Source organism: Erythrobacter sp. JB2-19 (genome assembly GCF_057365005.1).
The window spans coordinates 830,643-843,154 of the sequence record NZ_CP200290.1 but is presented as its reverse complement, the minus strand read 5'-3'; the positions used below and the strand labels follow the sequence as shown (position 1 = coordinate 843,154).

At 56.6% G+C, this 12,512-nt stretch carries 11 protein-coding genes; 5 read left to right on the top strand and 6 right to left on the bottom strand.

Annotated features, from left to right (window positions below; all coding sequences use genetic code 11):
* The first annotated feature begins 2 nt into the window (after positions 1 to 2).
* Genes AC0V6O_RS04150 through AC0V6O_RS04140 form a run of 3 tightly spaced genes read left to right on the top strand, consistent with a single transcriptional unit; the run spans position 3 to position 3,160 of the window.
* Entirely contained in the window at positions 3 to 566 is a 564-nt protein-coding gene (locus tag AC0V6O_RS04150) for a gluconate 2-dehydrogenase subunit 3 family protein (RefSeq protein WP_486141787.1), read from the top strand.
* A gap of 27 nt (positions 567 to 593) precedes the next feature.
* Positions 594 to 2,303, top strand: coding sequence for a GMC oxidoreductase (locus tag AC0V6O_RS04145; protein WP_486141785.1), 1,710 nt, complete (start codon positions 594 to 596; stop codon positions 2,301 to 2,303).
* A complete protein-coding gene (locus AC0V6O_RS04140) occupies positions 2,303 to 3,160 on the top strand; it encodes a sugar phosphate isomerase/epimerase family protein (protein WP_486141783.1) in 858 nt (285 codons plus the stop codon). Before AC0V6O_RS04145 ends, AC0V6O_RS04140 begins: the two co-directional genes overlap by 1 nt.
* Before the next feature lie 51 nt (positions 3,161 to 3,211).
* Here the strand turns inward: AC0V6O_RS04140 and AC0V6O_RS04135 are convergent, their stop codons facing one another.
* From AC0V6O_RS04135 to AC0V6O_RS04115, 5 genes are read right to left on the bottom strand one after another with little or no spacing between them, the layout of a single operon-like run.
* The gene (locus tag AC0V6O_RS04135; RefSeq protein WP_486141781.1) at positions 3,212 to 4,252 is read right to left on the bottom strand and encodes a glycoside hydrolase family 5 protein; all 1,041 of its coding nucleotides are present in this window, start codon (positions 4,250 to 4,252) and stop codon (positions 3,212 to 3,214) included.
* A gap of 28 nt (positions 4,253 to 4,280) precedes the next feature.
* A complete protein-coding gene (locus tag AC0V6O_RS04130) occupies positions 4,281 to 4,748 on the bottom strand; it encodes a substrate-binding domain-containing protein (protein WP_486145493.1) in 468 nt (155 codons plus the stop codon).
* The gene (locus AC0V6O_RS04125; RefSeq protein WP_486141779.1) at positions 4,663 to 5,334 is read right to left on the bottom strand and encodes a LacI family DNA-binding transcriptional regulator; all 672 of its coding nucleotides are present in this window, start codon (positions 5,332 to 5,334) and stop codon (positions 4,663 to 4,665) included. Before AC0V6O_RS04125 ends, AC0V6O_RS04130 begins: the two co-directional genes overlap by 86 nt.
* An 11-nt stretch (positions 5,335 to 5,345) precedes the next feature.
* Positions 5,346 to 6,725: an MFS transporter gene (locus tag AC0V6O_RS04120; RefSeq protein ID WP_486141777.1), complete on the bottom strand. Its 1,380-nt coding sequence runs from the start codon at positions 6,723 to 6,725 to the stop codon at positions 5,346 to 5,348.
* Between the two features lie 13 nt (positions 6,726 to 6,738).
* Positions 6,739 to 7,794, bottom strand: coding sequence for an SMP-30/gluconolactonase/LRE family protein (locus tag AC0V6O_RS04115; protein WP_486141775.1), 1,056 nt, complete (start codon positions 7,792 to 7,794; stop codon positions 6,739 to 6,741).
* Positions 7,795 to 7,924: 130 nt separating this feature from the next.
* On the opposite strand from AC0V6O_RS04115, the gene AC0V6O_RS04110 reads away from it, so the two are divergent.
* Both AC0V6O_RS04110 and AC0V6O_RS04105 read left to right on the top strand, forming a co-directional pair.
* On the top strand, positions 7,925 to 10,459 hold the full coding sequence (locus AC0V6O_RS04110; protein ID WP_486141773.1) for a glycoside hydrolase family 3 protein: 2,535 nt from the start codon (positions 7,925 to 7,927) through the stop codon (positions 10,457 to 10,459).
* Between the two features lie 18 nt (positions 10,460 to 10,477).
* Positions 10,478 to 10,969, top strand: a complete 492-nt coding sequence (locus AC0V6O_RS04105) for a gluconokinase (protein WP_486141771.1) — start codon at positions 10,478 to 10,480, stop codon at positions 10,967 to 10,969.
* On the opposite strand, the gene AC0V6O_RS04100 is transcribed toward AC0V6O_RS04105, so the two are convergent.
* The gene (locus AC0V6O_RS04100) at positions 10,958 to 12,307 is read right to left on the bottom strand and encodes a GntP family permease (protein WP_486141769.1); all 1,350 of its coding nucleotides are present in this window, start codon (positions 12,305 to 12,307) and stop codon (positions 10,958 to 10,960) included. The genes AC0V6O_RS04105 and AC0V6O_RS04100 overlap by 12 nt on opposite strands.
* Positions 12,308 to 12,512 lie beyond the last annotated feature (205 nt).

Genomic DNA, 12,512 nt, shown 5'->3' with positions numbered 1-12,512 from the left:
ATATGACAAATACACGGGCCAAGCTCAGCCGCCGCACGATGCTGCGCGGCTCCATAACGGTGGCAGGCGCGGCGATTGTGCTGCCTGCCATGGGCAGTATCGCAGGTTGTTCCAATGGTGCAGGCGGCAGCCTAGCTGGAAAGCTCGAGCTAATCGATGCTGTCAGCGATCTGGTGATCCCGCAAACCGACACTCCTGGTGCGCGGCTCGCCAAGGTGCCAGCCTATATCGAGGCAGTCTTCACCGACCATTTCACCACAGAACAGCAAGATGATTTTGCCGCTGGTCTTTCCGTGTTTGACGACATGGCAACGGACGCGGGCGCCGACAGCTTTGCCAGCGCGTCGGCGGATCAGCAGCGCACGATCTTGAACGAGCTGGACACTGGGCCGGGTGACATGACCGGCAAGGGCACGTGGCAGCAGCTACGCGATATGACGATCTTCGGCTTTTACACGTCAGAGGAAGCCACCAAGGAACTCGGTTTTGAAGAGATCCCTGGCCGTTATGAAGCCTGCGCACCCTTGGAAGAGGTCGGCCGAGCCTGGCTGAACCGCGGCGTTTAAATAGAATCGAAAGAGAGTAACAAGAGAATGTCTGAGAACACCCCTTTCGATGTGATTGTTGTTGGTTCTGGAATGTCGGGCGGCTGGGCCGCAAAGGAATTCAGCGAGAAAGGGTTCAAGACCCTGGTACTGGAACGCGGCAAACAAACAGAACACAGCGTGGATTATGTCGGTGAGAACCAAAATCCGTGGGATATGAAGCACCGCGACCGAGTCGACCCAAAACTGGCCAATGCGGAATATCCGGTGCAGCAGACCTGCTATGCCTTCCGCGAGAGCACGCGGAATTTCTTCATCAACGACAAGGAAAATCCCTACTCGGTTGAGGACGGCAAGACCTTTTCGTGGCTGCGCGGCGATCAGGTCGGCGGCAAATCATTGATGTGGGCACGGCAAAGCTATCGTTGGAGCGAGATGGATTTCGCCGCCAACAAGGCCGATGGGTATGGTACGGATTGGCCGATCCGCTATGCCGATGTTGAGCCGTGGTATAATTATGTTGAGAAATTCGTTGGCATCAGCGGTTCAGAAGAAGGCCTAGATCAGCTGCCCGACAGCGTGTTCCAGCCACCGATGGACCTCACCTGCGTAGAGAAAGACGCAAAAGCCAAGGTTGAGGCAGCCTTTCCGGGACGCAAGATGATCCCCGGCCGCGCGGCACATCTGACGCAGCCAACCGAAGAGCAATTGGCGTTGGGCCGCGGTTCTTGCCAATTCCGCAACCAATGCGAGCGTGGATGCTCGTTCGGTGCCTATTTCTCGAGCGTTTCGGCCACTTTACCAGCGGCGAAGAAGACCGGGAATATGACCCTGCTGCCAGACACTGTGGTCGAACGCATTCTCTATGACGAGAAAAGCGGCAAGGCGACCGGTGTGCGAACTGTCAATCGCACCACCAAAGAGCGTCAGGATTATCAGGCTAAAGTGATCTTCATGTGCGCATCCACATTGGGTACGGTGCAGGTGCTGCTCAACTCCACATCAGAAGCTTTCCAAAACGGGTTCGCCAATAACAGCGGCACGGTTGGCAAATATCTGATGGATCATCACACACGGATCGGCGCAGAGGCGGCTTATCCAGGTTTTCAGGATAGCTATTTTGCAGGGCGCAGGCCCAATGGCATTTACGTTCCGCGCTTTACCAATCTCGGCAATGAAACCGATGGAGAGTTTCTGCGCGGATACGGCTATCAAGGGCAAAGCTCGCGTGCCTCTTGGACCCGCGCCTTAGGCGGCCAGGGCTTTGGTGAGGATCTGAAGAACGAACTCAGACAACCAGCCGACAGCTGGCGCATTCGCTTGCAAGCCTTTGGCGAAATGCTGCCGCGCGAAGAGAACATGGCGGTGCTGCACCCAACCAAGACCGATCCAAACGGTATTCCGCAAATCCACTTGGATGTCAGCTGGTCTGAAAACGAACGCAAGATGCGCGTTGCGATGAAGCGCGATGCCGTTGCAATGCTGGAGGCGGCCGGCTGCACGGATATTCAGACATTCGAACAAGAACCCGTTCCGGGAGATTGCATTCACGAAATGGGCGGCGCACGCATGGGATATGACGCGGCAACCTCTGTCGTTAACGGCCGCAACCAATGCCACGATGTGCCCAATGTCTTTATCACCGACGGGTCTTCGTTCTCTTCGGTTGCATGCCAGAACCCATCGCTCACTTTCATGGCTCTAACAGCGCGTGCGGTCGACTATGCCGCCACCCAAATGAAACAGGATTTGATCTGATGAAAGCACTTCAATCACTTGATCGCCGCGATGTTTTAAAAGGCGGCTTGCTCGGTAGCATCGGATTGCTCGCCGCCTGCAATGGCGTAGCGCCCACGCCGGAAACAGCGGCAAAGACCAGTCCCTACACAGGCAAGCTCGGTATTCAGCTGTACACTTTTCGCGAGCAGTTTGAGCAAGACTACGACGGCGTCCTCACCACTTTGGCTCAGATCGGTTATAAGGACCTAGAGTTTGCTGGTTATTATGATCACGATGCCACCGCAATTAAAGCGCGGATGGATGATCTTGGTTTGGTCAGCAATTCCACTCATGTGCAGCTGGCTGATATGCAAGACAATTTTGATGCGGTTATAGAGCGTGCGGCGCTGATGGGACAAACCAAGCTGATCATTCCCTGGCTTGCCCCAGAAGATCGCAATCTCGACAGATACAAAGCCATTGCAGACCTGCTCAATGAACGCGCTGGCCCCGCAAAAGAGGCGGGCATGATGGTTGGCTATCACAACCATGAGTTTGAATTTGAAACGATTGACGGTGAAGTGCCTTACGACATCTTGCTAGAGCGCACAGAGGCCGACGCAGTAACGATGGAGCTGGATTTCTTCTGGGCGCACAAGGCCGATGTTGACCCGCTAGAGCTATTCGCGAAAGCACCAGGCCGTTTCTCTGCCTGCCATATCAAGGATGCATCTCAAGATGGTGAAATGGTCAACATCGGCGACGGCGTAATTGATTTTTCTGCCATCTTGGCAGAGTCAGAGACCGCTGGCCTGGAGTGTTTTTACGTCGAAAATGACGATACGAAAGATGCCGAAGGGTTTGCTAAAGCGAGCTTCGCTTACCTTGATCAGTAGAAGCGAATGCGGGTGACCGCGATCGCGGCCCCGCATCCCTTCCGCCTACGGCTATTCTCCAGTCAACACGGCGAGCATGTCTTCGTCCCAACCATTCTCTTCAGTATGGAGCGCGAAGGTGTTCGCGTAGGCCCATAGACACCAAGGAATGTCGGCTTCCTCCATCGCCTCTTTGACGGCGCCGGCCCATTTCACTCGTTCCTTGTTATCGACCGGGTCATTCGCTCCGAACTCGCCAAGGAATACGGGCCGTCCCACAGCTTTGCGGAATGTGGTGGCAATTTCGACTGCGTTCGCCAATTCCACTTTATCTGCAGCCGAACCCCATCCACGCTTACCTTTGGGCATATTCTCACCCAACCAGGCCGCCCCTTGGTGGGTGAAGTTGAACGGGTCGTAATAATGGAAAGTGTAAACAACATTGGGATCATCGGTCGCTAGGTTGGTCGCTAACGTACGAATGCCAGACCATTCTTCCCCGCCAAGAATAACGATCCGGTCAGGGTTATCACGACGAATGGTTGCAAGCGCAAGCGCCTGAGCTTGGCGCATCTCCTTGCCTTTCAAATTCTTGGTGGGCTCGTTCAGCACTTCAAACCAGACATTGCCGGGTAGCTTGGAATAACGCAACGAAAGCTGATCCCAGATCGCTCGGAATCGTTCCATTTGTTCGCCTGGCTGCTCCATCATCTCTTCAAAATGATGGATGTTAATCACTACATTGAGCCCGCTCGACAAAGCCCATTTGATATTATTGTCAGCTATCTCAACGAAATCTGGATGGAGCCGATATTCTGGTGCGGGGCCCGTGTAATCGCTCCAACGTATTGGAATGCGCACCGTATCAAAACCTGCCTCAGCAATCTTCTGATAGTCGGCTTTAGCATAGAGCTTGCCCCAAGAGCTTCCATTCGGCGCTTCCAGTGCGTTGCCCATATTGACGCAGCGTTTCATCTGAAAATCGGGTGCGATTGGTGTGCTCGGAACGGCCTCTGCCTGCGCTGCAGGGGGCACCTGCGCGTTTGCCGACAGCGACAGGGAAAGGCCCATTGCGACCACAATTGCAAGTTTGGAGTTTTTCAAATGTGTCACGTTAAGATCCCTTCTATTCACGTCGCTTTTATGGGCGCTTTGGCGGCGCCGTTGTTCCTCTGAGGATGAATTCATGATCCAGGACAATGCGATGCGGTCCCGGCCCTTTACTGTCGCTTAAGCCCTTTACCAGTTCGCGGACTGCGGTGCTGCCCAGATCACTTAGCGGTTGGCGTACAGTGGTTAGGAAGGGGCGCATCCGCGTTGCAATATCGGCGTCATCAAATCCGACGACCGATATATCTTCCGGCACTTTCATTCCGCCTTCGATGAGGGCGGCAACTAGACCTGCCGCCATGTCATCGTTGGAAGAGAAGACGGCCGTTGGCGGGTTGGATTGGCCGAGAAAGAACTGCCCAGCATCATAGCCCGTTTGAAAACTAAACGCGCCGGGCCGCACAAAATCAGGATCAATCTTCAGTCCCGCAGCCTCCATTGCAACGCAAAATCCAGCAAAACGGACATGCGATGAACGCTGATTCTCGCTCCCGCGAATAAATCCGATTCTGCTTGTGCCCCAGGCCCGTCAAATGCTGGACGACTTCGATTGACGCCTTGTAATCGTCTATCTCAACCAACAGTCCCTGGTTTTGCAAATCGACCGGGCCGACACGCACCACCGGTATCCCCATTTCGTCAAGTACGAAGGCGACCTTCTCGTCATTGGCATAGGGCGCAAGCAGCATCACCCCATCGGGACGGCGACGACGTGTCACAGTCTCTAGCGCGGTACGGATATCGGCCATCGCCATTTCGCCGAGGTCCTCAACGAGACTAATCGACAATTGATAACCCAGCTCCTGACACGCAATCACCGCGCCAAATTGGATCGCATTGACATAGACGCTGCCCGCATGGTGGCAAACAAGGTTGATATCGTAGGAGCGGCTACCGCGCAGCGAACGCGCGGACTGGCTAGGGACATAATCGAGCGCCCCGGCTGCCTCGCGCACTTTACGGCGCAGTTTTTCCTGCACGTGCGGCTCATTATTGAGGACGCGCGATACTGTCTTGATCGAGACGCCCGCCAAATCGGCAACGTCCTTCATCTTCGCTGAATTTTCAGATTTCGCCTTTGCCATTCGCCCCCCTGTCACTGCGACAACTCGTCAACAATGCGAGCGTGCAGACCACTGCTCAGTGGCATAAGAAACAGTGTAATTGAAGCGGCGATCAAAAAGAGAACCGGAGCAATTGCAATGTATTGGCCGAGTGAAACCGCCGTCTCTGCAGTTTGCACATCGCGCTCAGGCTGATAGCCAATACCTGAAAGCAGATATCCAACTCCCAAACCGGTCAGCGCGCTAGACGCCTTTTGAGCAAACAGACTTGAGCCAAACACTGCGCCTTCATCGCGGCGTCCGTAATTGTATTGGCCATATTCAACCGTGTCGGGGATCAGTGCCCAAATGATGATGGCAAAGGAAGAGCCCGCAAATCCGTAAAGAATCAACTGAACCGGCACACCGCTGACCAGAAATGGTCCAAATGCGAACAGCCATATACCGCCAATGGCCGTCAACAGGGTTCCCAAATACCAGCATTTCTTTTTGCCAAGCGAGCGCGCTATCAATGTCCAGATCGGTGTCCCGACAAGCGTGGAAAATGCATAGGCTGACAGGATGACTTCCTTGTTTGCGAAGTCGCCCGCATTCGCTTCGATATAAAAGGCTATCGGTATGCTGATGCTCGCCCCAGCCGCTGAATTCAACAGCAGTACCAGTAAGAGCATACGCAGCGCATCGTTCTGCGAGAAAGCATCAAGGAACGAACGCATGCTCCAACCGACCGGCAGATCGTCACCGCCAAGGGGAGGCTTTTCACGAGTGAACAAAAAACATGCAATGAGCGCAATTGTGGCCACAAACGCACCCAGAAGAGCGGCAAAGAAAGAGCCCTGCCCTGCAAACTCGCCTTGCGTTTCCAATGCGCGGCTGAGCGGAAAGAAGAACGACGTAACACACAACATGCCGCAAAAGGCGAAGAACATACGCACGCCAGAAAGCTCGGCTCTTTCAACGGAGCTGAAGGTCAAGCGCGCTGACAGCGCCGAGTAAGGCACAGCCACAATAGTGTAGAATGTGCGGAAGATGATCGCTGACGCCAAAAGCGCTACGAACAGCAGCCAGCCTTCTAATGGAGGTGACCAAAACAGCAGGCAGAAAGAGGCACCCAATCCAAAACTGCCGAACAAGATAAACGGACGGTACACCCCGTATTTGCTGCGATTGGCAGCGGCAAAACTGGCGACCAAGGGATCAGAAATTGCATCCCACAACAGACCAAGCGCATAGATCCAACCAGCCAGCTTTGGATTTAGTCCAACCACCTCTGCGTACCAAAATACGAGGATCAGCGAGAGGCTGTGCCAGTAGATATTGAGTCCAAAATCGCCAATGCCATAGCCAGCTAGGCGCACAAGTTTTCTGCCGAGCATCAGCTTACGCGGCTCAGATGTAGCAGTGTTCGGCATGACTCAGGGCGATTCAAAAACGACCTACTCCAGCCACTTTGGTGCGCACTGCGACCAGGCGGTCGCCAGCAGTGATGAACAGGGTGCGTCCATCTTCGCCAAAGGCACAATTGGCCGTCGCGCGCCCCGTTCCAATCCGGCCCATACAACGCGCCTGAGGATCGATAACCAGAACTCCGCCTGGTCCGCCAAGAAAGATGTGCCCGCCGACCGCGACCGCCATCCCATCGGGTAGCCCGCCAACCTCGTGCATAAACGGCTTCGCATCGAACCATATTTCTCCCCCGCTAATCTCACTATCGGCAGACGCGGGAGTGTCAAACCGGCGGATAAGCGGAGCGTCTGGATCAGATTGGCTCACGTACAAAGAGCTCTCGTCCGGAGACAGCACAATGCCATTGGGGAAGGTCATGTCATCCGCAAGCCGGGAAAGCGCGCCATCGCTACCCAGGCGATAAACGCCATTGGCATCCTGCTCTTTCATCGGTGAAGCATTCAGCCCTTCCAGTCCATAGGGCGGATCGGTGAAATAGATCGTTCCATCGCTCGCTTCGATCAGATCGTTGGGACTGTTAAAGCGCTTGCCCATATACTCGCTCACCAAAGTCCGTCGGCTGCCAGCACCCATATCGCGCGCTTCGACACCGCGCTTGCCGTGGTTGCATATCAGCAGTTCGCCGCTTTTGCCCATGAGCAAGCCATTGGCACCCGGCTCACGCAGTCCCCCCGCTTGATCTGGAGCAACGCCTGAGGGATCAAGAAAGATCGAGATTCCTTCCTGCGCGCTCCACGCGTAAGCGCGATTTTTCGGAACGTCTGTGAAATAAAGCCTTTGGCGCTCTGTGTCCCATGCCGGCCCCTCGGACCACTGGTGCCCTTCTGAAAGGAGCCGTGATGGAGCAGCGATGTCCACAAGATCGGCGAAGCCGGCTTCAAATTCATCAAAGATAATATTTGCGTCTGCTGCGGAGCCTCCGGCTGCGATCCGCGCGCTATCGTGATCGCCAGCGCATGCGGCGAGCGCACTGGCCGAAAGGCCCAGCAATGTTGTCCGACGCGTAACCTGCATAGTGAATCAATCCCTTCTAGAGTCTTGATATTCCAATATTGACAACCTTGTCAAAAAACGCTGCTAATAGGACAAGATTGACGAATAGGGATTCGTCGGCGCAAAGGTGCGTCGGCGGGGGAGAGCCAGAATGCAGTTGAATTTAGTGAAACCGGCCTTCACGCTGGGGCTGAGTCTTGTCGCGGCCAGTTGCGCGCAAAGCTACACTGGCGATCAGGCGGAAGTCATATCGACCAATGCGGTCAGCACGCAGGGCGTGATTAACCCAGAAATCTGGCCGCAATTGCCCGCCACCCCGCTCGATCCGGCGATCGAAGCACGCATTGATACGATCATGGCCAAGATGACTTTGGAACAAAAAGTCGGCCAAACAATGCAAGCCGATTCCGCTTCTGTGACGCCTGAGGACGTTAAGAAATACCGGCTGGGATCTGTGCTCAGCGGCGGCAATTCCGCGCCGGGCCCCCTGCCCTACGCCGACACCTCTAGCTGGCTAGAGATGGCTGATGAATATTGGGAGGCATCGACCGATCCGGAAGGGGTAGAGATCGCTATTCCGGTGATCTGGGGGATCGATGCAGTCCACGGCCATGCCAACTTGATCGGCGCAACGATTTTCCCGCACAATATCGGCCTTGGCGCGGCGCGTGATCCCGATCTGATTGAACGCATCATGGCAGCGACCGCTCGCGAATTGGTCGTCTCAGGCCACGATTGGACCTTTGCACCAACATTGGCTGTACCCCGCAATGACAATTGGGGGCGAGGTTATGAGGGCTTTTCAGAAGACCCGGAAGTCGTCGTTTCTTATTCAGACCGGATCGTCGAGGGTCTTCAAGGCACATACGGCGAAGCTGATTTTATGGCGTCCGGCAAGATCCTGTCGGCGGCCAAACACTATATCGGCGACGGTGCGACCGATTATGGCCGCGATCAAGGCGATGCCAGCATCAGCGAAGAGGAGCTGCGCGATATCCATGCAATAGGCTATCTCCCCGCTCTTGAGGCCCAGGTCCAAACTGTGATGGTGTCTTTTTCTAGCTGGCAGACCGTCAAGATGACCGCCAATAAGGCGCTGATCACCGATGTTTTGAAAGATCGCCTGAACTTCAACGGTTTCGTAGTGAGCGATTGGAACGCGCACGGACAAATTCCGGGCTGTTCAAACACCGATTGCCCAGAGGCATTCAACGCAGGCATCGATATGTTCATGGCGCCTGACAGTTGGCGCGGGCTGTATGAAAGCACGCTGGCCCATGCGAAATCGGGGCGGATACCGATGGAACGGTTGGATGATGCGGTTCGCCGGATTTTGCGAGTGAAGCTGCAATATGGCCTGTTTGATCGAGGCGCGCCGAGCACTCGGCAAGATGCTGGCGATGTGAGCTTGCTGGCCAATGCGGAGCACCGCGCGCTGGCCCGAGAAGCAGTCCGTAAATCGCTGGTTCTGCTCAAAAACAACAAGTCTCTGCTGCCACTTGATCCGGGCAAAACTGTGCTCGTAGTGGGTGACGGCGCGGACAGCATAGCCAAGGCTTCCGGCGGCTGGACCCTGTCATGGCAAGGCGGTGCTCACACCAATGATGAGTTCCCCAATGGCCAGTCGATCCTCAGCGGTATTCAAGAAGCTGTTGGCGCAGCGGGCGGCACTGTGATCTTTGACAAAGACGGCACCGGCAATCATTCCGCTGATGTCGTGATCGCGGTTTATGGCGAGGATGCCTATGCCGAGTTCCAGGGCGACCGTCCGCATCTCGATTTTTCCGAAGAAGGCTTCGATACGAGCCTGCTTGCAAGCTATCAAGCGGCGGGCACGCCAGTGGTCTCGGTGTTCCTTTCCGGCCGGCCGATGTGGGTCAATCCAGAGATCAACGCCTCTGATGCGTTCGTCGCCGCATGGCTGCCGGGTAGCGAAGGCGCGGGTATCAGCGACCTGTTGTTCCGCACCAATCCTGCGTATGACTTTACCGGCAGGCTTTCCTTTTCCTGGCCCAAACTCGCGAGTCAATCGGAGCTCAACGTCGGTGATGAGGATTATGACCCTCAGTTCGCCTATGGCTATGGCCTATCCTATGCGAGCAAAGGGAACTTAGCGAAGCTTTCTGAACGCTCTGGCATTAATGCTAGCGGCTCTTCAGTCGGCGATGTTCTCTATGCGGGCGGCCGCGCGCCAAACCCATGGTCGCTCTATGGGGTGGTGGATACTGCGCAAACACGCCTTAATTCCAGCGACTGGGACGGCGGCGCATTGTCGTTCGCCGGGCTTGACCGTTTGGCCCAAGAGGACTCCTTGCGGATCACTTGGGGTTCGGACGAACCCTATGTTCGGTTCAGCAGTCATGTGCCTGTAGATTTCAAACGGCAGTCAAACGGCGCAATGGAGCTGGCCTTCTTTGTGCGGAACACTGGCAGTGCGCCTGCTAACCTGCGGGTCGCCATGGGCTGTGACGATGACAGCACATGTGGCCGAGGCCTGCCGGTCAGCGTGACCTCGGGCGAATGGCGTGAAGTGCGCTTGTCGCTGGCATGTTTTGCAGACCTTGGTGCTGATCTCGGCGCACTCAGCACCGGCATGATCATTCGATCCGAAGGCCCCGCGTCCATCGGTCTGTCGGACATCCGGCTGGAGCCTGATATCGACGCCACGCGGTCCTGCGCGTTTTGAGCCAAGCTGCACTCTGACATGACCGCTCGGCTCGCTATTATCATGGGGCCAAGCGGCTGCGGCAAATCACGGATTGCGAGCGCATTGGCGGAGGCAATCGCAGCTCCCATGCTGGAGGGTGATGATTTTCACCCGCCTGAGAACCGCGCCAAGATGATAGCTGGCGAGGCCTTAACCGATGGCGACCGCGCGACATGGATCGACGCCATGCTTGCCGCAATTGCGCAGCACAAAGAGCCGCTGGTCGTGCTCGCGTGCTCCGCCCTCACCCGATACGTCCAAGACCGCCTGCAAGCCGTCCCCAATCGCGAAACGCTCTTCGTCTTGCTCGATGCCCCGCGCAAGACACTGGCCGCGAGGATGCGCAATCGCGAAGATCATTTCATGCCGGTCAGCTTGCTCGATAGTCAGCTTGACGCGCTCGATGCCCCTGAAAACGCGATCCGCGTGGATGCCGAGCAGCCAGTCAGTGCGATCGTGCAGCAGCTCTCCGCCGCTCTAGAGCACTAAACCCAGCGCCAATACCATCGCAAAACCGACAAGGCCGACGAGCGTCGAGGCGACAGTCCATGTCCTAAGCGTTTCGCGTTCGGTCAGGCCAAAATAGCGCGACACCAGCCAGAAGCCGCTGTCGTTCACATGGCTGACCACGCTTGCCCCGGCCGCAATGGCGATCACCATGCGCGCGAGATCCCAGCCGTCCAGCCCGGCGGCGAGTGCCAATGGCGCGCATAGTCCCGCCGCCGTCAGCATCGCGACCGTTGCCGATCCCTGCGCCACTCGCACAATCGCGGCGAGCACAAAGCCTGCGACAATCGGGCCAATGCCCAGGCCCGCAAAGCTCTCTGCGAGCATCTTGCCCGCGCCGGTATCAACCAAGACCTGTTTGAACGCCCCGCCTGCCCCGGTCACCAACAGGATCACAGCGGTCGGTTCAAACGCGCGCGACAGCCCGTCTTTAAGCCGCTCAGCCCCAGCCTCATCATCCGCGCTCAGCGCCATTGCGGCGACCGCGCAGCCGATCAGCAGCGCCGTGAACGGATGCCCTACAAAGGCCAAGAACGGGCTTTCAACGCCGAACTGCCCCGCGAGCGCAGCGGCAACGATCAGCGCAATCGGCAGCGCCACGACCAGAGCGGCACGCATTGCCAGACCAGCATTCGCAGCGGCCTCTTCATTTGCCCCAGCGCCCGTATCGCTGATCGGCAACCAGCCACGCGCATCAGCAAAGCGCGCGTAATACGGCCCCGCGATCAGCATTGCCGGAATACCAGCCGCCAACCCGCAGATGATCACCAGGCCCAGGTCAGCCGAGAGAATCTCCGCCACAGCGACCGGTCCCGGGGTTGGCGGGATGAAAGCATGCGCCGTCGCCAGCCCGGCGAGCAGCGGCAATCCGAAGAACAGCGCCGGTTTGCCAGCGCGCATCGCAAGCGCTTGCACCAGTGGGAACAGCAAGATCAGTCCAACGTCGAAGAACACCGGTATCGCGATCACCAGCCCAACAAAACCCATCGCAATGCCCGCTGGCCCCGCGGGGCGATTGCCGATCAGCGAACGCGCCAGCGCCGCTGCGCCGCCGCTTGCCTCCAGATAGACGCCGAGCAGCGCACCAAGTCCGACAATCACGGCGATAAAGCCGAGCACACCGGCAAAGCCGTTTGTCACCGCATCGATCACTGCGTCCGGCGCCAGGCCCGCCATCAGGCCAGTTGCCAAGGCCGCGACCAGCAAGGCCGCAAACGCATTCACCCGCCGCACCAGGATCAGGATCAGCAATCCAGCGACACCAATCGCGGTTGCGATCAGTGGCCGCCACTCAGCCAGGAACTGCGCAAAATCGCTCATGCTATGCTGGCCTTCCCGTGCAGAGCGGCATTGGAACACAGACAGCATTTGCAAAACTGTGACTTTTGCGAACAAGTAATATTTTTCATGATGTTACACCGCATAACTATGTTGGATGTGTGACTTTTCAAATGTACGCTCCAGCGATCACGCACATTCTACTTCAGGCACAAAGAGTAGGAAAATCATCAACCTGTGGCACACA

Excerpts from the sequence above, each read along its gene's own strand:
- AC0V6O_RS04150 (WP_486141787.1), top strand. The coding sequence starts at position 3 with ATGACAAATACACGGGCCAAGCTCAGCCGCCGCACGATGCTGCGCGGC.
- AC0V6O_RS04145 (WP_486141785.1), top strand. The coding sequence starts at position 594 with ATGTCTGAGAACACCCCTTTCGATGTGATTGTTGTTGGTTCTGGAATG.
- AC0V6O_RS04140 (WP_486141783.1), top strand. The coding sequence starts at position 2,303 with ATGAAAGCACTTCAATCACTTGATCGCCGCGATGTTTTAAAAGGCGGC.
- AC0V6O_RS04125 (WP_486141779.1), bottom strand. The coding sequence starts at position 5,334 with ATGGCAAAGGCGAAATCTGAAAATTCAGCGAAGATGAAGGACGTTGCC.
- AC0V6O_RS04120 (WP_486141777.1), bottom strand. The coding sequence starts at position 6,725 with ATGCCGAACACTGCTACATCTGAGCCGCGTAAGCTGATGCTCGGCAGA.
- AC0V6O_RS04115 (WP_486141775.1), bottom strand. The coding sequence starts at position 7,794 with ATGCAGGTTACGCGTCGGACAACATTGCTGGGCCTTTCGGCCAGTGCG.
- AC0V6O_RS04110 (WP_486141773.1), top strand. The coding sequence starts at position 7,925 with ATGCAGTTGAATTTAGTGAAACCGGCCTTCACGCTGGGGCTGAGTCTT.
- AC0V6O_RS04105 (WP_486141771.1), top strand. The coding sequence starts at position 10,478 with ATGACCGCTCGGCTCGCTATTATCATGGGGCCAAGCGGCTGCGGCAAA.
- AC0V6O_RS04100 (WP_486141769.1), bottom strand. The coding sequence starts at position 12,307 with ATGAGCGATTTTGCGCAGTTCCTGGCTGAGTGGCGGCCACTGATCGCA.